The 22,639-nt window shown below is 40.7% G+C and carries 24 protein-coding genes and 3 pseudogenes; 3 read left to right on the top strand and 24 right to left on the bottom strand.

What is annotated here, in order from left to right:
- Positions 1-2 precede the first annotated feature (2 nt).
- Positions 3-956, top strand: a complete 954-nt coding sequence (locus tag FNL97_RS03230) for a cation diffusion facilitator family transporter (RefSeq protein WP_062677567.1) — start codon at positions 3-5, stop codon at positions 954-956.
- Positions 957-1,074: 118 nt separating this feature from the next.
- Here FNL97_RS03230 and FNL97_RS18285 read toward each other — a convergent pair whose 3' ends face one another.
- The 10 genes from FNL97_RS18285 to FNL97_RS18280 all read right to left on the bottom strand — a co-directional run bounded on the left by FNL97_RS18285 (position 1,075) and on the right by FNL97_RS18280 (position 7,561).
- Positions 1,075-1,548 (bottom strand): processed acidic surface protein, encoded by a 474-nt coding sequence (locus FNL97_RS18285; RefSeq protein ID WP_143415028.1) that lies wholly within the window; start codon positions 1,546-1,548, stop codon positions 1,075-1,077.
- A 153-nt stretch (positions 1,549-1,701) separates the two neighbouring features.
- Positions 1,702-1,866 carry a hypothetical protein gene (locus tag FNL97_RS17885; RefSeq protein WP_015864897.1) on the bottom strand — a complete coding sequence of 55 codons (165 nt, stop codon included), beginning with the start codon at positions 1,864-1,866 and terminating at the stop codon, positions 1,702-1,704.
- A gap of 114 nt (positions 1,867-1,980) precedes the next feature.
- Complete coding sequence (locus FNL97_RS03220; protein ID WP_015864898.1) at positions 1,981-2,391, bottom strand: DUF3021 domain-containing protein; 411 nt, start codon at positions 2,389-2,391, stop codon at positions 1,981-1,983.
- Positions 2,388-2,846: a LytTR family DNA-binding domain-containing protein gene (locus tag FNL97_RS03215; protein WP_047818056.1), complete on the bottom strand. Its 459-nt coding sequence runs from the start codon at positions 2,844-2,846 to the stop codon at positions 2,388-2,390. The genes FNL97_RS03220 and FNL97_RS03215 overlap by 4 nt, the downstream gene beginning before the upstream one ends.
- Before the next feature lie 286 nt (positions 2,847-3,132).
- Positions 3,133-4,215, bottom strand: a complete 1,083-nt coding sequence (locus FNL97_RS03210; RefSeq protein WP_015863580.1) for an RNA-guided endonuclease InsQ/TnpB family protein — start codon at positions 4,213-4,215, stop codon at positions 3,133-3,135.
- 738 nt (positions 4,216-4,953) lie between these two features.
- Complete coding sequence (locus tag FNL97_RS03205; RefSeq protein ID WP_023633403.1) at positions 4,954-5,385, bottom strand: GNAT family N-acetyltransferase; 432 nt, start codon at positions 5,383-5,385, stop codon at positions 4,954-4,956.
- 171 nt (positions 5,386-5,556) lie between these two features.
- Entirely contained in the window at positions 5,557-6,156 is a 600-nt protein-coding gene (locus FNL97_RS03200) for a GNAT family N-acetyltransferase (RefSeq protein WP_023633402.1), read from the bottom strand.
- Positions 6,157-6,298: 142 nt separating this feature from the next.
- A complete protein-coding gene (locus tag FNL97_RS03195) occupies positions 6,299-6,838 on the bottom strand; it encodes a GNAT family N-acetyltransferase (protein WP_042382828.1) in 540 nt (179 codons plus the stop codon).
- 168 nt (positions 6,839-7,006) lie between these two features.
- Positions 7,007-7,369, bottom strand: coding sequence for a GNAT family N-acetyltransferase (locus FNL97_RS03190; RefSeq protein WP_286173472.1), 363 nt, complete (start codon positions 7,367-7,369; stop codon positions 7,007-7,009).
- Positions 7,370-7,372: 3 nt separating this feature from the next.
- On the bottom strand, positions 7,373-7,561 hold the full coding sequence (locus tag FNL97_RS18280) for a hypothetical protein (protein WP_286173471.1): 189 nt from the start codon (positions 7,559-7,561) through the stop codon (positions 7,373-7,375).
- Between the two features lie 365 nt (positions 7,562-7,926).
- Between FNL97_RS18280 and FNL97_RS03185 the strand changes: the two are divergent.
- Positions 7,927-9,209: pseudogene (locus tag FNL97_RS03185) on the top strand (IS110 family RNA-guided transposase).
- A 405-nt stretch (positions 9,210-9,614) separates the two neighbouring features.
- Here the strand turns inward: FNL97_RS03185 and FNL97_RS03180 are convergent.
- From FNL97_RS03180 to FNL97_RS03155, 6 genes and pseudogenes are all read right to left on the bottom strand, one after another.
- On the bottom strand, positions 9,615-10,811 hold the full coding sequence (locus FNL97_RS03180; RefSeq protein WP_143415027.1) for an ISL3 family transposase: 1,197 nt from the start codon (positions 10,809-10,811) through the stop codon (positions 9,615-9,617).
- Between the two features lie 349 nt (positions 10,812-11,160).
- Positions 11,161-11,805 (bottom strand): SDR family oxidoreductase, encoded by a 645-nt coding sequence (locus tag FNL97_RS03175; RefSeq protein ID WP_015864901.1) that lies wholly within the window; start codon positions 11,803-11,805, stop codon positions 11,161-11,163.
- Between the two features lie 62 nt (positions 11,806-11,867).
- On the bottom strand, positions 11,868-12,812 hold the full coding sequence (locus FNL97_RS03170; protein ID WP_062678782.1) for an LLM class oxidoreductase: 945 nt from the start codon (positions 12,810-12,812) through the stop codon (positions 11,868-11,870).
- 224 nt (positions 12,813-13,036) lie between these two features.
- A complete protein-coding gene (gene mnmA / locus FNL97_RS03165; protein ID WP_089098047.1) occupies positions 13,037-14,149 on the bottom strand; it encodes a tRNA 2-thiouridine(34) synthase MnmA in 1,113 nt (370 codons plus the stop codon).
- Positions 14,150-14,264: 115 nt separating this feature from the next.
- Positions 14,265-14,675 carry an RrF2 family transcriptional regulator gene (locus FNL97_RS03160; protein WP_015374305.1) on the bottom strand — a complete coding sequence of 137 codons (411 nt, stop codon included), beginning with the start codon at positions 14,673-14,675 and terminating at the stop codon, positions 14,265-14,267.
- A gap of 661 nt (positions 14,676-15,336) precedes the next feature.
- Positions 15,337-15,459 (bottom strand): annotated as a pseudogene (locus FNL97_RS03155) (IS256 family transposase); the annotation flags it as partial.
- A 417-nt stretch (positions 15,460-15,876) separates the two neighbouring features.
- Between FNL97_RS03155 and FNL97_RS03150 the strand changes: the two are divergent.
- A pseudogene (locus tag FNL97_RS03150) lies at positions 15,877-17,060 on the top strand (IS701 family transposase).
- Positions 17,061-17,156: 96 nt separating this feature from the next.
- Here the strand turns inward: FNL97_RS03150 and FNL97_RS03145 are convergent.
- The 8 genes from FNL97_RS03145 to FNL97_RS03115 all read right to left on the bottom strand — a co-directional run bounded on the left by FNL97_RS03145 (position 17,157) and on the right by FNL97_RS03115 (position 22,507).
- Complete coding sequence (locus FNL97_RS03145) at positions 17,157-18,104, bottom strand: copper amine oxidase N-terminal domain-containing protein (RefSeq protein WP_143415026.1); 948 nt, start codon at positions 18,102-18,104, stop codon at positions 17,157-17,159.
- A 244-nt stretch (positions 18,105-18,348) separates the two neighbouring features.
- Positions 18,349-20,007 carry an IS1634 family transposase gene (locus tag FNL97_RS03135; RefSeq protein ID WP_015863777.1) on the bottom strand — a complete coding sequence of 553 codons (1,659 nt, stop codon included), beginning with the start codon at positions 20,005-20,007 and terminating at the stop codon, positions 18,349-18,351.
- Between the two features lie 131 nt (positions 20,008-20,138).
- Positions 20,139-20,435, bottom strand: coding sequence for a hypothetical protein (locus FNL97_RS03130; protein ID WP_143415025.1), 297 nt, complete (start codon positions 20,433-20,435; stop codon positions 20,139-20,141).
- Positions 20,436-20,582: 147 nt separating this feature from the next.
- Positions 20,583-20,747, bottom strand: a complete 165-nt coding sequence (locus FNL97_RS17880) for a hypothetical protein (protein WP_160331327.1) — start codon at positions 20,745-20,747, stop codon at positions 20,583-20,585.
- A gap of 42 nt (positions 20,748-20,789) precedes the next feature.
- A complete protein-coding gene (locus FNL97_RS03125; protein ID WP_062679015.1) occupies positions 20,790-21,071 on the bottom strand; it encodes a hypothetical protein in 282 nt (93 codons plus the stop codon).
- Between the two features lie 194 nt (positions 21,072-21,265).
- Complete coding sequence (locus FNL97_RS18275) at positions 21,266-21,580, bottom strand: GNAT family N-acetyltransferase (RefSeq protein WP_286173551.1); 315 nt, start codon at positions 21,578-21,580, stop codon at positions 21,266-21,268.
- Positions 21,529-21,882: a GNAT family N-acetyltransferase gene (locus FNL97_RS18270; RefSeq protein WP_286173470.1), complete on the bottom strand. Its 354-nt coding sequence runs from the start codon at positions 21,880-21,882 to the stop codon at positions 21,529-21,531. The genes FNL97_RS18275 and FNL97_RS18270 overlap by 52 nt, the downstream gene beginning before the upstream one ends.
- A 43-nt stretch (positions 21,883-21,925) precedes the next feature.
- Entirely contained in the window at positions 21,926-22,507 is a 582-nt protein-coding gene (locus tag FNL97_RS03115) for a nucleotidyltransferase family protein (protein WP_143415024.1), read from the bottom strand.
- Positions 22,508-22,639 lie beyond the last annotated feature (132 nt).

Below are 22,639 nucleotides of genomic sequence, written 5' to 3'. Positions count from 1 at the left end.
CCATGTCACCAATCCAATACGATTATCACCATCTTCCTCATGTAAAAACGCAAAATCAATCCAAAAAAACGCTTTGGATCACTCTTGGTTTAACATTGTTTTTTACGATTGTGGAAATTATTGGAGGACTATTATCTAATTCCTTGGCTTTGCTTTCCGACTCTGCCCATATGGCATCTGACGTATTGGCGCTTGGGCTTAGCATGATCGCTCTTTACCTTGCCACGCGTCCGCCAAATCATCGATTTACGTTCGGCTATTTGCGATTTGAAATTATTACGTCCTTTTTAAACGGTCTTACGTTGGCTATTATTTCCATTTGGATTTTTTGGGAAGGGATTAAACGATTCATTTCTCCCGAACCAATCGATTTTCGCTTAATGCTGACTATTTCCTCGATTGGTTTCATTGTGAATCTCATATTGACCATTGTCCTTAGCCGAAGTACAAAAGAAGAGGAAAACTTAAATATTAAAAGCGCCTTATGGCATTTTATCGGAGATCTTCTTAGCTCCATCGGTGTCATTATTTCAGCAATACTCATTTATTTTACTGGTTTTTATTTTTTCGACCCGCTTATCAGCATTATTATTGCTGCCATCATCTTCACAGGCGGGGCAAAAATTATTCGCGAATCGTATCTCATTTTAATGGAAGCGGTGCCTGATCAGTTTCATCTCGACCAGATTAGAGAGGACATCCGTCAAGTCGAAGGAGTCGAAGATGTACACGACATGCACTTATGGGCCGTTTCCACCGACCACTATTCATTAACCGCACACGTATTTATCAGCGAGCATATCCAGCCGTTTTGTGTCATCTTGGCCATTAACGAGATGCTAAACAAAAAATACGGAATCAAACATACGACCATCCAGGTTGAGCATGCGATGATTCACGATCACGGCAGCTATGGAAAAGAGTTTTTGCTTCAGAAAACGAAAACAAAAATGTAAGTCAAATAAACCTTCGAGGCAAATGATACCAACTAAAAAACCCCACAGAAACTCTGTGGGGTTTTTTCATGTGAAAGGATTTTCGACTCACATTTGATAGAGATAAAGGGATAAGACATCAATTCCTTGCCTCCACTAAGTTAGCGACAAGGATATACCGCTTCGGTGCTGCGCCGATGTAGCCGAATGGATAGCACGTGGATACGGTTAATATGGCTTTTGGCTTTGGCACAATCACGGTTCTGTCATCGGCGTCTACAATTCGCACTTTACGGACTTTGTAGGTAAACTCTCCAGCGACCGTTTTATCGATAAGAAGTTGTTTTAATTCCTCTTTCGTTAAGCCATAATCTTCAAGCAATTGTTGTAAATTTTCTTCTGTCAATACATCGCCAAGCTCATCGACATCTTGAAAATCTTCTAATGTGTAGCCATCGTAGTCTAAATATTCTTTCAGCTCTTCCTGGGTCATACCGATCTCGTTTAGATAGCTTTGGAGCTCAGGATCATTGGATTCAATCGCAAAAGCAGAAGCAGGCAATGTTGCGATGGCAAGGAATGCCGCAACAGCAAAAGGAATCAATTTTTTCATAAAATAATCCCCATAGTAAAATAATATAAATATACGAGTTTAGTATAAATGAAAGCAAAATGATTTAATATTGTAAAATATATAACATTAATGTAATAAATTTCATAATGAACAAAAAAAGAAAAGCCTAGGCAATTAGCTTAGGCTTGCTCGTCAATAGTCGTCCTCTTCTAAATATTTACGTTTTGCTTTTATTATCAAATGCTCTTTGGAATAATACAGGTCGTACATCTTATCAAGCAATTTCCAACGTTCTTCATTGCTCATTTTTTGGATCGCTTCCAAAATTTCATCTGCAGTCATTTGCTTGTTTGCCATTGTTCATTTCAACTCCTCTCCTATTTCACTTTTATTATTAATGTTTTTTTATCCGCATCAGCAAACAAAGGACCAAACTGTGAAAATCCGATCCTGACTGAAGGGGATATTTATTTATATTTTCTCTAAATCTTCATTCATTTGATTTGCTAAGTTTTTAAAATATAAATAGTAGCAACCCCATATAACTAAATAGACTACAATAAATATAGCTGCTGAAATAAGGATGTTTTTCAAATCAAACGGGATCCACCCAATTCCCAAGGACAGGATAAAATATAAAACAATTACTGTAACAAAGTGCAATGCCGTTTGTTGCGACAGACGGAGCGATTCTAATTCAAAATAAAGCGAAGATACGGCAAAAAACCATCCACAAAATATGCTTCCAAATGAGTTTTTTATAAATTCTTCACCATTAATGACAGGGAAATGACCGAAATAGATGATAGAGCTAGTTACCACTACTGCGATAAAGGAACCGATCAATATCCCGATGATGCTTCTGTATAAGAATTTTTTCATTCTTTTTTCCCCCTATTCATTTTTAATGCTTTTTTGATGGCATGAACATAACGTCGAGAAACGTACTCTTTCACTCCTGATTTAAAATAAACGCATAAAGTGCCATTGAACGATGCTTCAAACCGGCTCAACTCATAGAGATTTACAATGACCGACTTAGAAATGCGAACAAACTTGTTAGAGGGAAGCAATTTTTCGAGCTCATACAGCTTTTCCTTCAATTTAAATGTTCCCTCGGCTGTCACCGCCTCGATGCTATCCCCATGAGCACGAAAAAAATGGATCTCATTTGGCTTTAATATATAATGCATATCACCATTTTTTCCGACAATAAATTCCGTCTCCATCCCTTTTAAAAAATCAAGAATTTCTTTAATCGTGTCATCTACTTCCTTACAGTGAATGGTCACGATTGTCTCAGCGTAATCGCTGTCAATATCCAAAGACACTTTCATTCTGCCCGCCTCCTTTACATTCATCTTTTTTATTAAATTGTATTCGTTATGCTAGCTGTTGTCTTCATGATAAAGGTAAAAGGTTGTTTTTCCATCCCATCCGGCAAAAATCGTCCCTTGAAATGCATACGATACATGAACCTCTCCCACCTCGGCTCTATACCGAAACTTCGATGAAACTGGACGATCTGGCCCAAAAAGACCACCTAGCACGGCGATTGATTTTTTCCTTTATTTACGACATAGTCAACTACCCAACGGCTAAAGCCGTGGGCTTGCAACTAGCCTAATTGGCTGCCGCGTTCGGCTGGTTGACAGCAGCCCTGCGGATGTTTTCCGCAGCCACGTTGTCGGCAGGGGCAGCGTACCCACAAGCTCGACAACAAAACTGATCCCTTGACGGTCTGTTTTCTTTGGCCACATGTCCGCAAACCGGACAGGTGCGGGAAGTATTTTTTGGATGAACCAATACCACCGGCACGCCAGCGATCGCCGCTTTATACTCAATAAACTTTCTCAACTGATAAAAAGACCAAGAAGAGTGTTGACGACGCTGTTGCTTTTTAACCGTTTTCTCGGTGCGTTGGCGGATGCCCTTTAAATCTTCAAGGGCAATGCCGCATCCGAGTGCCTTTGCCTTTTCAACAATCTTCTTACTAATGCAGTGGTTCACATCACGGGCAAATAGTTTTTCCTTCTTGGAACGCTTTTTAAGCAGGCGTTTCGCTGACTTGGTGCCTTTCTTTTGGAGTTTGGCGCGAAGTTTCGCATGGCGGCGGCGCAGCCCGTTGACCTTCGAGCCGGAAAATACCTCACCGGTGCTATCGACGGCGATATTAATGATGCCAAGGTCCACACCGATAAATCCGTTTTCGGAATTGGGCTGGCCTTCGGGAACGTCCACCACGAGCAGTAAATAAAAAATACCGTTTTGAAGGACTAAATCGGCTTGACCCCGAACACGGTTGCCGCACAGCAAACCTTGATGGTAGCGGCTAATAACCATAGGGATTTCCATTCTTCCTTGCAAGGTAAGGATGGAAGCATACTCTAACCCTTTAAAGGACAGGATTCTTTCATCATACACGATGGCACCGGTTTCTTTAAAGTTATGCAAGGTTTTTTTATCCAAACGATAGCTTTCCGACACTTTGCCGATGGCACGAACGGTCATTTGGGCAGAGAGGCCAAATTTTTCCCTGACGTCATAGTAGCAAAGCCGCTGGATTTTCGTTTTGGAAAAGGTTCTGGAGCGAAAAGCAATCTCGCTAATATAGTTGCATGCTTGGTTAAACCGTTTCATTGTTTCCAGCAGCGCATGAAACTGTTCAAGAGTTGGCATTAATTTAATCTTGAGAGTGCAGAGCATTCTTGATTCACCTACCTTTCTAAATCCAGTGTACTTATACTGAACGAAAAATTCAATATATATTGAAAATATAACCCCCGCCTTCCTTCCACAGCTAAAGCAGTGGGCTTCCAGCGGATGTTCTCGTGAAAGATCTCTAACATGGAATCGTATTCGGCAAATAAAAAAACAAGGAATTCCACATAAGTGGAATCCCTTGTCCCTAAATCCTTTTCCTAATTTCCAGTGTCGATGGTGGGAGTCGAACCCACACGGGTAAAGCCCACACGATTTTGAGTCGATTATGAAACCGTGCATTCCCCTCAATTATTGAAAAAACTTGTGTATCAAGGGTTCTTTTCATTTTCTCACTCTTTGATCAATTACTACCGAAAACGACCCGAGCTATCGTGCTGACTATGGATATTATATAAATGATCTCATTTTAGGTCAATAATTTTTCTTGCTTTTTTCTGCATTATTGGGAATTCATAAATTATTCTGTACTAAATAAAATTGAGCATGTGGTAAGCAAGCAAAAACTCTCGGAAAATTTTTAGACTCAAGTGTTTTTTTGTTCTTCAACAATCGCTTCTATAGTTCTCTCTCTTTTACGCACTTTTAGTAAAGCACTCGTTAACCACCCATGAAGCGATCTTCACCACATTTATGGAAGTTAATTCGTTCTTCCATGGGAGATAACCATGCCGTATCTATACGGCACCATCAAAAGAATGAAAATATTAATTTTCAGGATAGTTAAATAAGCTTCTTTGCAAATCCAATGCTTTTTTGTTCATAACCCATATTAATATAAAATTGATGAGCAGTTAAACGTTCTGTACGATTTCCACTATTTACTCCAATACTGATAGCTCCTTGTCTTTTTGCCCAACTTTCTGCTTCTTCTATTAACTTTCTTCCTATACCTTTGCTACGATAGTTAGAATCTACAACTAAAGCTACGATTCTAACATAAGAACCATCCAATTCATAAAAAACCCCAGTACATAATCCAATCATTCCAACAACTTTTCCATCATATTCAGCAACTAAAGTATGATAGCTTGGGTTTGATTCAATATTACTAAATCTAATTCTCATCTGTTCAACAGAGGTTGGATAACCAAGTTGCTCCATTAAAGATGCTAATTCAGGAATATCATTAGAAGTAGCTTTTCTAATTTCCATACGATTCCTCCTTCATTTAATGTTATTATTGAATTATTTCCTCATTTCTAAATAGTTTTCCTTCTTAAAATAAACTACCCTGTTAGTTCAATAAAAAAAGCGATACCCTCTTGTTGAAGTATCGCACCCGTTAGCCAACCATAAAGCAAGCTTCACCACAGATGATGGAAATTAATTTGTTCTTCCATGGGAATTGAATAAGGGATTATTCTTTTTAAACTCATCCCATTCCTCTCGAAGAATACCCATCCGAATGGAATCATAGTATTCGCCATTATAGTAGCGGCATTTTCTCATTCTCCCTTCTAATCGCATTCCCAATTTTTCCGCACATCTGATCATTCGTGGGTTTCCAGACCAAGTCGTCAGACCCACTCTCTCAATGGGTAGATTTTCAAAGAGATAGTCAATCCATAGAGATAATGCTTCTGTTCCAAATCTACCATTCCAATGTTCAGGAGAATATATGACGATTCCCATTTCAAGCCATCGTGTACGTTTATCCTCCCAATAATAGCTAACCATACCTATAATTTGACTTTGATATTCTATAATCATTTGACTTGGTACATCCGTAACATTCATTCTTTCTTCCATTTTCTTAGAAAACTTTTCAAAGGTACAAAATTCAAGCGGATAATAAGGAGCATCGTACTTTTTCCATTCTGGATTCTCCACACCATATATCAGGTTATACAGAATTGGCAAATCATCGTGCGTTGGTGTCCGCAGAAATATTCTTTTTCCTGTCAGCGACAACTTTTGCAACATAGATCCACCCCCTATCTTACAGAATTCAACAATCCATGTTATTATCCCTTTTCTAAAAGGCTCTATTATCGTTAATGGTTGATTTTCGACCGATGAAAAAGCCACCTTGTGATGATAAGGCAGCTTTTTGTACATATTTTATTTAACTATCGCACCATTCGTTCAATAACCCTTCGTTACTTTCTTTAAATCCCGAGTATATATAATGGTTCTTACCGAAAATAAATACTTCTTTTTCCTTAATGAAACCAATCTTCTCTGCCACACGAATGGATGGAACATTTCTTGGATCAATAATACTGATCAGCTTATTTAAACCCAATTTATCAAACGCATATTCCTTGCACGCTTTAGCTGCTTCTGTTGCGAACCCCTTTGACCAATACTTTTTATTAATGTGATATCCAATCTCCACTTCTATACCCTCATTTATTTTTTGTTTAACAAGACCACAATCCCCGATCAATTCATTCGTTTCCTTCAAACAAACCGCCCATAATCCATAACCATCATTCCGATATCTATCTTGATTTCGTTTAATCCAGTCTTGAGTTTGCTCAATACTAAAGGGAGCTGGATAAAACTTCATGGTTTCTGGGTCAGAAAAAATACTATGTAGAGGAGTTATATCTTCATCTTCATATTGTCTTAATATCAACCTTTGTGTCTCAAGAACAATCATTTCCCCATCCCCTTTTGTTTAATCTCACGTTTTGACTAATATTATTTGACTTAAGATTAAATTCCTTGCTCCTTCAACCATCCTACCCCTTAGCCACCCATGAAGCGAGCTTCGCCACAGATGACGAAGTTAATTCGCTCTTCCATAAGAGTTGAAGAACACTTGAAACTAATTCACAAAATAAGCCATTAAGATCAAGTCATAATAAGTCTGTTCATCTATCTTAATCGCTTTTGTTTTAAGACCTTCTTCCACAAACCCAAAATTTCTGTATAAACGAAGGGCACTCGTATTGTTAGCAAATACTTCAAGACAAACCTTTTCAATTAAAGGGTTTTCCTTTGCCCAATCTAATAACACAGTTAGCAATGCTTTGCCTACTCCTTGGTTTCTGAAATCTTTTTTAACGCTCATACCAAAAGAGCCTTGATGTTTTATTCGCTGCCTATGTCCATTATGAAAATCTAAAAATCCAATAATTTCTCCATCATACTCAGCTAAAATAGCCAATTTTCCATTGTCATCAAGCATTTGCTACAACAATTGTTTTTGCTGTTCACTTGTTACCTTAAATTCTGCTTCGGTAGTAAGTAAATAAGGTGCTTCACAGATAACGGTTTTGATAAATGTTACCACTTTATCTGCATCTCTGGGCAAAGCAGTTCTTACTACAAATTTTTTACCGCTCTTAGTCATAAATTGCTTTGTTTGTATCTCTCCCATAGATACCACCCTATTATTTATTTAATTCGGTTCCTCGGATTAAGTGGTGGAAACGTTAATTTCGGAATTATATAAAAAAATAAGATATTCGGATTATATGGTGGAACATCTATTGAGTTTTATATTTTGAAATAACGTTATTGAACATTTTCGTCGTACTGTTCACCAAATATTTTGTTTTCTTTGAAGATACATAAAATATGTTAAATAACAGACCTAAGTATGTTATGTATAGAACAATTTTTAAGGAGCATTCCTGTTAGAAGTTTTTTCGGGGACTTGAATAAAAAAAGCCCTCTTGGTATGATTCGGGGGTGTCAATCGGATGAATTGACCCCTAATTTGGATACCAAGGAGGACTATACATGAATTCTATCTCAAACAAGAAGATTAATCAAGTCACCGATCAAACGCTCGTCGTTGGCATGGATATCGCGAAAAAGAAGCATTACGCCTGCTTTGTGGATGAGCGAGGGAGGGTGCTGAAAAAATCGTTTCCCGTTCCGCAATCCAGAGAAGGGTTGGAATGGTTGTACCAGTGCATCGTGAAAGCGATGGAGGAATTTGAAAAAACGGAAGTGATCGTTGGCATCGAGCCAACGGGACATTATTGGCTCAATCTCGCTTACTTTCTTGACAAGAAGGGCATTCCTCTCGTCATGACAAACCCGATGCACGCGAAGCGCTCCAAAGAGCTGGACGACAATCTTCCAACCAAGCATGATGCGAAAGACGCGCTCGTCATTGCCCGGTTAGTGAAAGACGGACGATTCAGCTATCCGCGCATTCTGAAAGGGATGGAGGCCGAACTGCGCGTTGGAGCGACATTTCGCTCCAAATTGGTGGAAGAACAGGGAGCGATTCGAAATCAAATGATTCGCTGGCTTGATCGATATTTTCCGGAGTTTTCCCAAGTCTTCCCGTCATTTGGGAAAATGGCGCTCGCGGTGCTGGAATATACGCCATTTCCGAGTGATCTGGCAGGAAAAGAGCTGGAAGAGGTGCTGGCCCTTTACCGGCAAAGTGAGGGATTACAATCGCCACAAAAACCGAAAGCGAAGAAGTTGATGGAATTGGCCCAACATTCCATTGGCGTAACGGAAGGACAACAGATGGCCCGTATCGAAATTGCCACGCTTGTCCGCCGGTACCGCCAACTGGAAGAAGAAATCGAGGCACTGACAGAGCAGCTGATCGAACTCGTACAGACATCGGTCGAGTACGAATGGAATGGTTGAAGACCGTTCCGGGCTTAGGCGATGCGACCATCGTAGAACTGTTATCAGAGATCGGGAGTTTCTCCCATTATCAGGATCCGCGGCAGCTTATCAAATTAGCGGGCCTGACGCTGCGGGAACATTCCTCCGGCCAACACAAAGGGCAAAAACGGATCTCGAAGCGTGGAAGAAGGCGGTTGCGCGCCCTTCTGTTCCGGGTGATGATGCCGATGATCCGCCACAACGAAGCGTTTCGGCAGCTGCACGACTATTACACGACACGTCCTGATAATCCGTTGCGGAAGAAGCAATCGATTGTGGTGTTATGCGGAAAATTATTGAAGGTATTGCACGCTGTATGTACGAAGCACCAAGCGTTCGATGCGAAGCGAATGATGCAGGACATCTTTGGCCTCGAAACGGCTGCTTGATGCCTATAGTCTCGATTCTCTAGACAACAAGGATGACACGGAGAAGCTGGCGCGATATCATCCATTCGACCTTGAGTCCCTAAAGGAGCTTAGCCGGCCTCTGCCTGATGACTAGACCGAACGAAGGAATGTAGGCACAAGGATGCCAAGAGACATGGGAGGGTTCGTCATCATCAGCGATGCAGAGATCCACGGTGCATCCCATACGCTTCCCCCACTACAACCAAATTTAACCAGTAGTGGCCGCGAAGCGTGCCCAGTCAATGTAAGATATACACATATTGGGTCTTCACCATTTTCTGTGATTTCTACTCAATCCTAGAGACATGTTAGCTGGATGAAATAGGTCCATCAGTCAGGATCCTTCTTCCGCATACAGACCACGAAGTTGGTAGAATGGAGCGCTTAAGCAGCCTGACTACCTGTAGTGTTCCCTGTACACTCCAGAAATACACGCAAACGAAACCGTTCTAGATTTCGATAGCCATATGCCCGGCGTTTGATGTTTTTGATCTTGTGATTCGTCCCCTCGATTCGGGCATTCGTATATGGGCACAAAAAGTAGGAAAGAATAGGCTCCTTCCACCTTTCAAGCGTGTTGGCTGCTTCCTGAAAAGAAGCAAAAGGGCTCTGTTTGGCTAACCCAATCCATTCTTCTAAGCGTTCCTTTGCTTCGTTATATCCATCGGTTCGGTAAAAATCCCGAAACAACTCTTTCAGATAATAAGCAATGGAAAGTACCGGATACTCCTCCAAGATATCGTCTAATCGAAGCCGTTGGTCCTTACGAAGCTTTTCACAGCCTTTTAAGAGAAGATATCGAGCCTTTTTCAATGGAGAAAATTCCTTTCTTGCTTGATCCAAGGCTTGTGTCACTTTTTGAACCACATGGTACTTATCGATGACAATCGAAGCAGATGGAAACAGGGCGCGAACCGCCTTATGATAAGGTTCCCACATGTCAAGAATCACCGTTTGGACCATTTCTTTCGACAGTCCATTTTGGCTCAACAAGTTAACGGCGGAGTTACATTGGCGATCGGCATGCATTCCCATGACCGATCCGGCTCTGGCATCCATCAATACAGTTTCATACTGATGTCCCTTTTTTACCGCGATTTCATCTAAACTAAGCACCATTCCTTCTTGAGAAGATGCTTCTATCGCTGTTTGACGCTCTTTTGCTTTTTTCGATGCGATGGAGTAATAAATGCGTTCCAATGTCGTATATGGGATGCGGTGCTTTCGGCTAACCTCTTGAATGGTGGAGCCTTCGCAAAGTTCATGCAAGTACTCACCAAATCGATTGGTGTAGTGTTGATTGGGTGGAATCGATTCCAAAGAGGCGGAAAACACTTGGGAACAATTCCAGCACCGATAGCACTTTACCTTTACGAATACGAACAAGTACACCGGTTGATGGAAAATCGCCAAATCCCGTACTTTTCTTGTCCGTCTGTCGTGGACAGAGGAAGTGGCAAACCCACAATGAGGGCAACGTTCCTGTGTCTCTGTTTTCTCTACATGAATCGCATAACCATAGGAAAGAAGTTCGTGTTTAATCACTTTAAATTCTGGCAATCCTAGTGATATAGAAAGCACTTACGAGACCTCCCTAATGTTTATTTCACCGCTAACATTATTGCCAGGATCTCGTCAGTGCTTTCTCTTTTTTGCCACTAAATCACAAAATTGGGTGATGAACCTAAAATTTATCATTAGAAGCATGATTGGAGCTTCAATTCGATGAAGCTGATATCTGTTATGTATCCCTTATTTATCTCATCTTTATCCAACTATAACGAAAAACGAATATAAACAAAATACGGCAAGAGTCCGGTGGAATGCCGAACTCTTGCCGCATAAGGTTCACTCTTTTATACGTATCTATTTCCATTGCATAAAATTTGTAAGCCATGTTTCTAAATTCTCCCTTCGGATGAATGCTTCATTACAGTGATTTCAATGCTTCCGCAATCTCTGTATCCCCCGACATTAAATCGAATGCTTTTTTATACGTATTTGGTTCATCAAGAGATTGAACGATTGTTCTTGCTACATCTTCACGTGGAATGCTCCCGACATTTAAGTTTTCTGCTACAGCAACCAACCCTGTGCCTTTTTCATTAAGAAGATATCCAGGACGAATAATCGTATAATTTAAACCACTATTCATTAACATACGGTCAGCATAATGTTTAGCGACATAATAAGGTTTGAGGTTTTCTGGCCAGTTCTCACGGTTGTGGGCCTGGAATGAGCTCACCATGACAAATCGTTTAATTCCGACTTTTTCTGCAGCTTCCATCGCTTTTACGGCACCGTCTAAATCGACAAGCAATGTCTTATCCGCTCCTGTGTGTCCACCTGAACCGGCGGAGAATACGATCGCGTCACAGCCTTTGGCTGCTTCGGCAATTTCATCGACAGTACCTTCAAGATCAGCGAGTACCGCTTCAATTCCTTTTTTCTGAAAAGCCTCCAATTGCTCTTGTTTTCGAACCATTGCACGAACGGTGTGCCGCTCATGCGCATGAAGCATGCTCACCACTTGTTGGCCTACTTTTCCGTTGGCGCCAATGACCAAAACTTTCATACGCATCCTCCCTTTCTTATATTTACGTCTTTAAAGGTTATCAACCAAATGGATTGTCCTCATCATGATAAAGCCGGAAAGTGTGGAAGCACAAATTCACCTAATTCTTCGATCACTTCTTCTACTGGGCGTTGGCCATATTTTAAGTTGATGATGACATGGTTCACACCTGCATCTCGTAAAGCTTCAAGAAATTCGATAAGGAAAACGCGGCCCGTACGGAATCCAAGATGAATCGGTATTGGTACATGATATGGGTCTTCCGCCAAATCAACATAAAGCGATTGGGTAAATGGCTTAAATTCCTCTGTTAACGAACGCCAATTCTCGATTAATGCTCTTTGAAATTTGAGTGCACGTGGATAGTAAATCCATCCATCACTATGTTCAGCAATCCATTCAGGAGACTGTCCACTGTGACCTGTCACCATTAATGGGATGTCTGACAATTTCGGTTTTGGTAAAAGATCTCCATTAGCTAGATGAACTCGTGTAGAGTCAATGGTCGGAAAATGCTCTTTCCATGCTTTTTTCATGACACCAATTGCTTCTCGGAATAATTCGCTCCGATCTTCTGGATTCACAGAGAATGCTGGAAACTCGATTGGACGGTCACCTGTTGCGACACCGAGAATAAGTCTTTCACCAGATAATCTGTCTACAGAAGCCGCCGCTTTTGCGACATGAAGAGGATGGCGCAATGTTAAAATAATACTTCCCGTTCCCAAGGCAATCTTTTCTGTGTTGGCAGCAACATACCCTAAATACGTAAACGGGTCATATATTTGCCCGACATCCCCGAAATTAGGATCGCGCAACGGTACATCTCTCACAAATAATGAAGCGAAATTGAGTTCTTCTGCTCGTTTGGCTAACTTCATTTGTTTTTCTATATTCATCTCAGGGACATCGCCCATATACGATTCAATCGGAAAGAACAATCCTAAAGTTAGTTTGTTTTCTTGATACATGCGTGAATACCCTTTGTGATTTTTAAATTTTTCCATTTCACATCTACCTTCCAATTATTTTTTAATTTCGTTGTATCTAGAAAAACGTTCCATCAAAACATAAAATATCTTAAAGATGATTCAGTATGATGTTTTGTAGTTACTCTTTGTATGATAGCCGATAAAATTCCCCGAGATTTATTCCTTATCACAGCACTTATTATTCCTGACAAGATAGCGTGCATACAGGGTGTCATTCTATAGTCAAATAGTGTATTGTTTTAAGATGCCGCAGTGGCAGTTGAAGCATCCATTTTTATCACTTCGTCAATAATCGCACTGCCAAGACAAACATCATTGTCATAAAATACCGCTACTTGTCCTGGAGTAACGGCTTTAACTGGTTTTTCGAATTCCACAAAAGCCGTTCCATTCGGACGAATATGAACGGTTACTTTCTGATCTTCTTGACGGTATCTGAATTTAGCTGTACATGCAAATGTACGTGGACGAACATCCCCGTTAATAAAGCTAATGTTCGATGCAATAAGACCGGTAGAAAACAGAGCAGGATGATTTTTACCTTGAGCGACGAGTAAAACGTTGTTTTCTAAATCTTTATCGACGACATACCAAGGTTCCCCTGTTCCTTTTCCACCGATTCCAAGTCCTTTTCGTTGGCCAATCGTATAGTACATCAACCCATCATGAGTACCTAGCACTTCTCCATCTAGAGAACGAATTTCTCCGGGCTGTGCCGGTAAATAATTCTTTAAAAAGCTTTTGAAATTTCTTTCTCCAATAAAACAGATTCCTGTACTATCTTTTTTATTGGCGTTAACAAGGTTCAATTCTTGAGCGATTTTTCGTACTTCATCTTTCGTTAATTCTCCAATAGGAAACAGGACTTTTGACAAATGCTCTGCTGTTAATTGGCTAAGAAAATACGTTTGATCTTTATTGGGATCTTTTCCACGCAATAAGGCGATTTGGCCATTTTCTCTGCTGATTCTTGCGTAATGGCCTGTCGCGATATAATCAGCATCTAGTGAAAGAGCGTAGTCAACAAACGCTTTAAACTTAATTTCTGTATTGCATAAAACATCTGGATTTGGTGTTCGCCCCCGTTTCAACTCATCTATAAAGTACGTAAATACTCGATCCCAATATTCTTTTTCGAAGTTCACACTGTAATAAGGAATCCCGAGTTGATTGGCAACTCTCTTAACATCTTCGTAATCTTCCGTTGCTGTACATACACCATCGTCATTAGTGTCATCCCAATTTTTCATAAATACACCGATTACGTCATACCCCTCTTGTTTTAAAAGGTAGGCTGCCACAGAGGAATCAACCCCACCCGACATTCCAACGACAACCCGTTTTTTCTTCAACCTTATTCACCTTCTTAAACTGAAATATTTTTTGTTACAGTTATGTTTAAAAAAAATTGATGGAGCACAACTAACATAAAAGCATTAGTCGTACTTTTGTTTCAGGCATGAAAACCTAACTACTATTGATTTCATCAATGATATCTTTGATCGTTACACCTTTTAAATAATTTAAAAAGTGTTCTTCCGCATTGTGAAAAACGCGAATGAGTATATTTGATAGGTTTCTGCCTATTGGACAATTCTCATTGGAATCAGGGCATTTCGGTACAAGCGTTTCCTCACTAGTGATTTTAAATATTTTGTCTAACGTAATATGTTCCGGTGAATCGTTTAAAGAGAATCCGCCTTTTGCCCCTTCTTTAGAAGTAATAATATTTTCTTTCCTTAATATGCTCAAAATTTTCCTTAATCTTGCTGGGTGGACAGAAACACTTTGGGCAATGTCTTCACTGGTCACTCGTTGGCTTTGCTTTTGGGCCAGGTAAGCGACGCAGTGAACGGCAATCGAAAAATCGCTATTCATAATGAACCTTCCTCCTAACTGTAATAATAATGATTACAGTTTATATTGTCAATTGCAAATAATTTCTAAAGTCCTTCAGTTTCGAGTGTTGGTAAATCATTATCTATATCTTCAATTTTCATCTTCACACTTCCCCCGAAAGCTTTTTACTTGTAATATTCTGTCTCCATGTACAATTCTCCCCTTTTTCAACTAAACTATCCCATTAGCCCATCGCTTCGCGGCACCACAGATTAAAGAAGAATTTCCGTTCTCCCATGGGAGATAGCATATATTTATTGCACCAATTTTGATACTTAATCGTAAATATGAAAATAGGGGCTATAATTCTTGTGTCCTTATTCTTTTTTACAAGTACAATCGGAGAAAGCCCATGCAGGGTGTAGCCCGTCTTTAGACATGGGATGAACCGATTGCTTTGACGTAGTCAAAGATGGTATACTACTCTTATAGAGAAGAAAAATCCAACGTCTTGAATCGGGCGCACAGGGCGATAAGCACCAGTGAGGTGTTTGCCCATGAAAGTCTTGTGGAATTAGAGTCAGTATCCATGCGAAGGTATGGAAGAAGCTCTATAGTACACAAGAACCCCGTGGCTTTAGCCATCGGGAGGTTCAGAGAGTTAACAACTCGAAATATATTTTAAATTTATTACATCGTGTTCTATTTCGAGGAAATTCTTGATTTCTTCCCGCATGATCAGTTCTAATTTTTCCTTTACAAACTGACGAATGACACTTTCCAGTTGATTTGCCCAGTCGACATTCGATATACTTTTAGACATAGGTAGGGTTCTCCTTTCTCTGGAATGTGTTGTGGTCCAAATCAGAGAATACCCTACCTTTTTTCTTTTGTTCTAGCAAAATGCTTTACACAAACTTTTATACATCATCGATTTATCAGAAAAATTAACGATTAATTAAATTCAATATGTTATAATCTTTATGTATTGTAAATTAAATCAAGAAATGGGGGGAATAGAAAATGGGAATTGGTGATTTCTTTTTTCAGGCTTCTTCAGTTCTTATTATTTTTGTTTCTGTCGCTTTAGTTTTTCTAGTATTTAGATTTTTATTTAGAAACTGTAGATGAGCAAAATCACTAACATAAATTTACATCGAAACAAAAAAGGAGACATGAACCCGATTCCTTGGTTAGAATAGATGTGCTAACAAACCATTCACAAGGAGGTTCATGTCTCATGAATAGATTAGCACATCATCAAGGAATTCACAAGTTTTTCACGATGTTGGGGTTGACCCTTTATTTTTCAAAACCTGTTATGAAGCATCTCGTTCATATCGTGGATGCGATGATCACGAAGGGCTTTTCGGGAACATTGACCGATCTTCATCATGGGAGCTTTCATCCGAACCACCGCACGACACTCAGCCATTTTTTCACGAAAAGTCCGTGGGAGGAAGAGACACTGCTTCGCAAACTCCAGCAGTGGATCCTTCGTCGTGTCGAACGCATCGCCAAACAGGAGAATCAACCCTTGTTTGTTTCGATCGATGATACGATTTGCCAAAAAACCAAGCCTTCGTCACGGGCAACACACGCGATTCAGGGATGTGATTGGCACTACTCTCTCACTCAGAGAAAAAATCGATTTGGGGCCATTCTCTTGTTTGGTTCATGGTTCATACTGCAACCCAGGCGTTTCCCTTTGCCTTCCGCCTCTATGACAAGACGGCGGGAAAAAGCAAAGGGGAACTCGCGATCGAGATGCTTTCTTCGTTGGATGTACGCCGTCCCGTTTATGTGCTGATGGATTCGTGGTATCCATCGAAAGCGCTCGTGGAAGCTTGTCTGAAAAAAGGATTCCACGTCATCGCGATGCTCAAGACGAACCGGATTCTCTATCCGAACGGCGTTGCCGTCCAAGCGAAGCAGTTGGCCCGCTCCATCGAACCGAATGACACTCACCTCGTCACGGTGGGAGAAGAGCATTATCGCGTCTATCGTTACGAAGGAGCGCTCAACGGTCTCGACCATGCGATGGTGCTGCTCGCTTGGAAAGCCAATCAGCCGATGACATCGGAACATCTTCACTGCGTCTTGAGCACCGACCGGGAGCTAAGCGATGAAGAGATCTTGCGCTACTATGCCCAGCGTTGGTCGATCGAATGCTTTTTTCGACAAGCGAAAGACCAGCTGAAGCTCGATGGGTACCGCGTTCGTCAACGTCGGGCGGTGAAACGCTACTGGATCTTGGTGCAGCTTGCTTACGTGTACAGCCTATTCGAGTCGAACAGCGATTTTTCTGATGGGCTCGATCTCTTGCGCAAGAGAAAAGGACATAGCCTCGTGGAGTTTATTTACGATGCAGCGAAACAAGATATTCCCATTGATGTCGTTAAAAAACAGCTTCATGTGGCATAAGGGGTACCCTGTTTGTTTCTTTTTACATGGTAATTATTGTTATGAAAATTGCTCATCTACAGTTAGAAAATCAAAAAAAGAGATTCCTCTTGTTTTTTAAAATGGTTTGTTAGGATATCCTATATAAAGATAAAGTCTACCATCCACAGGATTATTTTCTGCTTTTACCGTTCTACCGTTTGCAGTGAATCGGTCTGGAACGTATCCGCTGTTGAAGTAATTCCACACTTTATCTGCATCTTTTCCAAAATAGAATTTAAACAACTCTTTAGAAACAATAGGTATTCTATAGGATTGTGGAATTGCTTCGTCTCTCCACATGCTAAATGCAATCATAACTTCGCAATTACTCCAATTGTTATAAATCGTAATTGCGAAAGGTTGACCAGAAATGTGATAATAAACTCCATTTTCAAATCCAAGTTCTCTTTCAAGGATTTGACGGTTTTTTTCGTTGTTAGGAGTCCAAGAAGATTTCAACACTGGTGCTACCCAACCGTCAGGATACTTTTTGCCAGATGATTGTTGAGTATTCGTATTAGGTTTAGAAGGTTTTGAGGATGTAGGGATTTTTCCCACATAGATAACCGTCTTACTGCTTTCCTTAGCGATTTTTATTGGATAACCAAGACCTTGAGAAGCCGAAACGAACTGTACAGGAACATAAAGTACATTATTTTTATACAACGCTTTGATATTGGCATTAACGGTTTTTCCTTTTACCTTCTTGGTCACTAACGGAACCACTTTCCCATTAAACACCGCAAAAGTTTGATCCGCCTTAATGCTTATCACCGTTTTATTTTTCTTTTGAATGATGGATTTCTTTTGAGACTTTATCCATGTCACCTTATCCCCCATTTTTTGAACAATCACATTAACAGGAACATAAGTGGTTCCATTCGATACGAACGGCGTTCCTTCTTTTGCATTTAGTTGAACGTTATTTACTTTTAAAACTAATGAAGGAGATGTGGTTTTGGCAAATGCAGGAACAGTGAATGAAAATAACAACATAATAGACAAGAACAGTTTCTTCATCATCTTCCTCCCTCTAGAAATGTTGATCTATCAAGGCTTTTCGGCCCCTCAGGGGTGTCCAAAAAATATTTTTCGACAAAATCCCTCCTTTTTAATGGTTGGTTGCACTTTCATTTTAACTCACATTTCGCACCCTAACAAGGTCAAAACAAAGGATTTTTTATTTAGTTTTTCAGAATAACTTTTTGACCAACACAACGAGCGATGGCAATCCTTTTTTTACCATCGCTGGTCGTTCCGTATCACGTTACACGTAGATGCTCTCATCCATGCCCAATCCCTGCAGAATCCTTCGCTGATCAGGGGTAAGGGAGCGATCCAGTGAGCGTTGGATGCGCCCATCCGGCAGCTTGAACAGGACGACGTTCACATATTGAAACAGCTGAAAAATCGCCTGTCCCGTCGGCCGGGTCAGCTTGCGGCCTCCAGGACCCTTCAACGGGTGTTCTGGAGTAATAAACTGACGCACTCGGCGCTGAAAAACGCGGTAAATAGCCAAGGCCAACAGAAACAAATAGCCTAATACTGCGACCCGTTCTGGTTTTTTGACGTAAATCTCATCCGTGAAAAACGGATCTTTCAAAAAAGCGAAGTTCATTTCCACCGAGATCTGCCCTTTATACAGCTTCAAGATCTCTTGGGCATCCATGGGTTGGCCCTTCCATTCCTTCGGAACGGTCGTGACAAGGACAAACCGGGACGCTTTCCGTCTCGCCTGTTCCCACGCGTCTTGGTCGAATTCGACGTCAAGGTGCAAGAAATACAGCGTCTCCACCTCGGGTTCCGCCCCTTTTTTCGGCCGTCCGCGCCGTTTTTTCAGGCGTACGATCTCTTCGACCGCGGCCTCAACCCGATGAAACCGGGGGCGAAGGGACGCCTTGAGGGACGCCAAGGCTTGTTCGGCATCTTCCCGGCAGGAGAAGGGGTGACGCTCCCAACGGGCTTGTTCCTCGCGAAGAAGCTCCGCTTCTTTGGTTCGTTCTTTTTCAAGCGTCTTTCCTTTTCGCTGGTCGAGCGCGCTCGATTCAACAACGATCAGCCGAACGGGGTGGCCTTCATACGTCGAGGCCGTTTCCCATACCCGGTACGTGGCGCCGTTTCTCTCCGCCAACGTAAAGGGATCGCTCCACGTCGTGTCCTCAGCATCCGCTTCGGCCAGCGCGGTTTTCACGATCCGGAGCGACGAAGGGCCTCTGGTGATCAAAAAGGCGTTGGCCGCTTTGGTTTGCGCCAGGGTCTCTTTCGTCATCGCGGCGGAATCGGCCACGTAAATCCATTCGTCTTCGATTTTGGCCTGCTTCAGCTGTTCATGGACACGAGACAGCACCTCGGGATTCCATGTTTTATCGGGCAGGTTGCCATCGTGCACATCGCCGTAAAACGGGATGCCGTCCTCGTTGCCGACCAGTCCGAAACCGATCTGTTTTTGCCAACGATGATGGCGGTTGTAGCCATGTGTGATTTGTAAGGCCTCTAACGAGGCCGATTCATACGCGCCGTAAACGGTCTTGTCCGTCGTATCGGCGTGGAAGGCTCGGAGGGAAAGGCCTTCTTTTCGATAAATATGAATCAAGCAAGTGCTGATGACGTTGTGAATGCCAGCCTCATACAGGCGATCGAGATGACGGGCCAACGCATCGTCGTTCAACCAGGAAGGATGGAGATCGGGACGGATGAGTTTCTCACAATCGACCTCCTGAGCCCAATGTTCCAAGTGAACAAGGGCTTGCCGGCCGTCAAACACATTGTAGAGGATGGCCTGAACGGCATCGCTGACTCGCGTTTGGCACTGCGGATCGACGGGCACGAGATGGTCAATCAATTGAGGCAGACCCAGTTTCTTGAATAGGGCACTTATTATATTCAAATAAGAATTGCGATAGACCTTTTTGACTTGAACGTTCATAAGAGAAAAACTCCTTTACGTTTCTTGTGTGTCAAGGATTCATTCGACATCGGAACGAAAAAATCCTCCCGATTTTCGTCGAGAGGGTGCGAAATGTGAGTTTTAAGGGGATCCTCATGCAAGGGCTATTTTTATGCTTGTCTGATTTTATCTAGCACCACGGGTAAATGAAATATTTCAAAGTATTCCCCAACCAAATAAAGAACCGTTGCAATTGAAATTACAGAAACTGGTTTTACCCACTTCTTTTTTAGCAAAAGTACAAATTCAATCATTAAAAGCGTACTAAAACTAAAAACGTACACTACAAAACTTATCTTCGTTCTCTCTGCAATACCTGAACCTAAAGCTAACCCAAATAAAAGCAATGTTGCCACCAATGGCAATATTACTAACAGAAGTTTGCGTAGTAAATTAAAATCATTCATTCTCTCGCTCCTTCATTTTTAAATTTTCTACCAAGAAATAACTTTGAACCTTAGTTTTGATTTTTAAAAGAAACAAAAAGGCCGAAATTCCCGGTAAGTTTTTTGAAATCAATCACGCATTAGTGGAATAACTTATTCTAATTTTATTTATTTTATTAGCTTAGAAATCCAAATACAGCCAAAGCTGAATAAGAGAATCGCTATAGCAATTAACAGACCACCTGCAAACAGAGAAGCAACAAGGAAATATGTCCCTACCGCAACACCAAACCAACCTACGATTAATAAAAAGCTTGAAATAAATTCACTCAATGCAAAAAAATCCTCCTCAGCGACTAAAATATGCATCAATTTCTAAGAAGATTTCTTCCTTCTTTCTTCAAAAAAAATAATCAAAATAGAAACAAAGAAAAGGATTAGTCCAATACCTATGAAAATCAAACCGCCTAAAGAAGCCCCCATTCCCTCAAACCCTTTAACTGTGTTTAATCCGTAAAGAAAAAAAGAGATACCCAGTAAGATAACTATTAGAGAAATAAATATCGAAAATATTCTTTTTTTTAACGCAATGGCTAATAAGAACAATATACCAAGTATTGTTGCCGTACTTAAAAGATGATTATAAAGAAATTCCATTATCACCAAAGATCTCCTCCATAATCAGCATTACAAAATTGCGTGCTTATCCTCCCATAATACGAGCTAAATAATAATAAAAACTCCAAACGCCTAAAGAACTAAGACTACTTAATAGAACAGCAAGAGATAAAAACAGGTTAGCATTGGACTCACTTCTATAACGGACCAAAAACGTAACAGATAGAATGACACTAACAACAAAAAAAGGAAGCCATACCATCCATAACGTACCGAAAGGGAATCCAATATGAATCTTTGATGATTTCCCATGTTTCTTTCGTTAAACAATAATGATTTTCTTGAAAAAATCGGCCGTATTTCTCAAATACTCTTTCTTCTTGCCTTACTAACTTAAATCCTACACGTTCCATAGACTTGCAAGAATTTCCATTTTTCTCCCATGCTTGTGCATGAATCTCGTCAACGCCTAATTGATTGAAAGCAAAATCATAAACTAGTTTACGCGCTTCTTTAGTATACCCTTTCCTCCAGCATTCTTTTGCAATTCGCTGTGCTTCGGCGAGATAACCTTTTTTCCATCTACATCTGTTGGTGCTGCTATCCAGTAAGTTCCTATCATCTCTTCTGTATCATTTCTAACAACTGCCCAAGCAATCACTTCTTCAAACTGTGCATAATGTTGAAGCAGCTGCTTTATCTCGCCTATATTTTTAGGGACAGTATTTCCCGTCCATACATGCATTTCTGGCTCTAACATTATATTGTAGAATGGAATGCAGTCATGTTCCGGGGAAACGGGGCGTAACGTGACCATCGTTCCCTTTAGGATCGGCGGATTGCTTTTCACATTTATCTCTCCCAGTCACTCTTTTAGTATAGCACTCGTTCTTCTAATAAGAATTTTCAATATGAAAAACTTTAACCTTATACCAAATATCTTTCCAATTCTTTTTCGTTATCCGTTCTTCGTAAATCTGTGATAGTTCTTTTGATTCTTTAAAATAGGGTGTCGGTTTTACTTCCATGTTAATCACATCATCTACTCCCCAAGGAGCAACCAAGATGATGTCATCTTTTTCATCTAATTTTACACCTAAAGATGTTGCTGTTTCTGGAAACTTTGATATCGCATCTACGGAAGATGAATAAGGAGGAACGTTATTGACAACGTGCATCCTTGCTTCATTTTTCACTGACCAAGGAATGTTAGGAAGGATATTTCTCAACCTCATTTCGAACTTCTTTTCTTCTAATTCGTCCATATTGGTATCATCAAAATAGATAACGTCAATATCTGGAATAGGTGTTCTTTCTTTAAAACCATGTAACGTATCCCATATTTTCGAACGAACAAATCCAGCACAGACCCACCAATCAGGTAAATTCAACGACTTCACGGCTTTTAATATATCCATCATCCACTCGTCTTCTTTAATCAGTTGAATGATATCTTTCTCATTTTTGATAATCATCCGTTCATTTCCTCCAACCGAACGTATATCCTTACTATTCCATAAAACCAAAATATAGAAAAATCCATCTATAAAAAACTCCTTCTCCTTTGCTTATTTATCTGAAAGAGTTGTTCCGGAATTTCTATCGAA

This window comes from Geobacillus sp. E263 (genome assembly GCF_007197795.1).
In the GTDB taxonomy this organism is placed as follows: domain Bacteria; phylum Bacillota; class Bacilli; order Bacillales; family Anoxybacillaceae; genus Parageobacillus_B; species Parageobacillus_B toebii.
Note: the sequence above shows the minus strand (reverse complement) of the source record. Positions and strands in the feature narration are given on the sequence as shown.